Annotated in this window: 2 protein-coding genes and 1 rRNA gene; 1 reads left to right on the plus strand and 2 read right to left on the minus strand. The window is 62.8% G+C overall.

Annotation, left to right across the window (positions count from 1 at the left end; genetic code table 11):
* Positions 1 to 48: 48 nt before the first annotated feature.
* Positions 49 to 161 (plus strand): 5S ribosomal RNA (gene rrf, locus AC1DYX_RS30760).
* A gap of 201 nt (positions 162 to 362) precedes the next feature.
* Here the strand turns inward: rrf and AC1DYX_RS30765 are convergent.
* Together AC1DYX_RS30765 and AC1DYX_RS30770 are read right to left on the minus strand one after the other, a co-directional pair.
* Complete coding sequence (locus AC1DYX_RS30765; protein WP_477265959.1) at positions 363 to 1004, minus strand: prolyl 4-hydroxylase family protein; 642 nt, start codon at positions 1002 to 1004, stop codon at positions 363 to 365.
* 169 nt (positions 1005 to 1173) lie between these two features.
* On the minus strand, positions 1174 to 1873 hold a 700-nt coding region (locus AC1DYX_RS30770; protein ID WP_477265961.1), incomplete at its 5' end, for an MFS transporter.

A 1873-nucleotide genomic window follows, 5' to 3' on the forward strand; every position in this document is an offset into this window, starting at 1 on the left:
ATTCAGGGTAGCGCCAGCGACACCGCGGCGATACCCGTACAAGTCATGCCTGATGACCATAGCAGGTCGGTACCACCCCTTCCCATCCCGAACAGGACCGTGAAACGACTTTGCGCCGATGATAGTGCTGCAACCAGTGTGAAAGTAGGTTATCGTCAGGCTAGTTATACGCAACAGCCCGCTCAGAATAGTCTGAGCGGGCTTTTTGCTTTTCGACTTCAGCCCGCAGCCACAAACGGCCGGGCCCTCATCCACTTCGTCAGCACCCATTTTTCGCCTGTTTCGACCGCGGCGCCCGCGTGCAGTGTGGCGTGATCGAGCTGGCCGGCGCCATTCGCGTATTCGAAATACACGGCATGACTTTACCGCGGCGTGACTGCAAGGCCCACTTCGGGAAATTCCGTCGTGCCACCTGCCGGCACATCGTTGAGATAGATGACGAGCGTGCTCACGCGCTGGCCGCTGCGTGCGATCGATGCGCGGTTGGCATCGTTCTGCGGGACCAGGAAATCGTAATGCGGACTGCTGTGGCAATCCGGGCCGTAATGCAGCAGCTGCAGGCCTTCACCGTGCTCGACCGGCAGCCCCATCAAGCTTGATATCCGCCGGTCGATGCGCGCGATGAATTCATCCTCGCACAGCCCGAAGAACATGCCTTCGCTGCTGCGGTGAGGGGCTACGCGGTCCATGCCGCTACGGGGATCGACGATCGTCGACGGCGCAAGACGCGGCCGACCCAGCGCGATCACCGCCGCGCATTCTTCCGCCGACAACACATTGCCCAGAACGGCGACGCAGGGCCGCTGCAGCCGCATCAGCACGTCGACGTGCCGGTCGGCGGTGTGGATGCGGTTGCCCGGCGGCAGACGTGACGGATCCGGCACATAAGCGGATGCCAGCACGTCGACCATGACGCTGTCCTCCGGCAGCGGCTCATCGTGTGCCAGCGCGTGCGCGAACGCGGCGACGAGGCCGTGCGCCACATGCCTGTCGAACCCCTTCATCAGCATCGTATCGACCAGTACGCTTTCCGTGCAGCCGCGTTTCAGGTTATGGCTGATCCAGTCCCTCAACTCGGGAGCTCGACTCTAGTCGAACCAAATAAATAACATCGCGTCATGAACTCGCTGGGAAGCGGTGACGGCGGTCGAGTAAGCCGGCACCGCCTGCGGTTCAGGCCTGCGACAGTGGCGCCGGATCCTGCGCCACGGCCGTCGCCGTCTTGCCCTTGCTGATGCTCTCGCCATCGCTGCGGCGCAGGCGCGCAAAGACGAGCGACGACACCATCGTCATCAGGGCCAGCGTGAGGAAGGCGTGGTGCAGCGCCTTCGTCACCATCACCTGGTCGGTCTGCGGCACACGGCCCAGGAACCAGGCCGTCACGAGTGAGCCGGCAGCGAGGCCGAAGCTCATCGACAATTGCTGGAACGACGACGAGATCGTGCTCGCCATGCTGGAATCCTTCGGTTCGATGTCGGCATAGGCCAGCGTATTCATGCTGGAAAACTGCAGCGAGTTGAAAAAGCCCTGCAGCAGACCGATGCCCGCGATCGCGTACCACGGCGTGCCCGGTCCCACCAGGGAAAAGAGGCCGATCGTGATGCCGATGCAGATCGTGTTGAACACCAGCACCTGGCGATAGCCGAAGCGTGCCAATACCTTCGGCGCGATCAGTTTCATGCCCATCGCGGCGGCGGCCGTCGGCATCATCAACAGACCCGATTGCCACGGCGCCAGCTTCAGGCCCAGCTGGTACAGCAGTGGCAGCAGGAAAGGCAGGCCGCCGATGCCGAGGCGCGTGATGAAGCCGCCCAGCACCGAGATGCGGAACGTACGCACCTTGAACAGTGCCAGGCGCAGCAGTGGGAACTGG

This window comes from Massilia sp. P2_C2 (assembly GCF_056404615.1).

Excerpts from the sequence above, each read along its gene's own strand:
- AC1DYX_RS30765 (WP_477265959.1), bottom strand. The coding sequence starts at position 1,004 with ATGAAGGGGTTCGACAGGCATGTGGCGCACGGCCTCGTCGCCGCGTTC.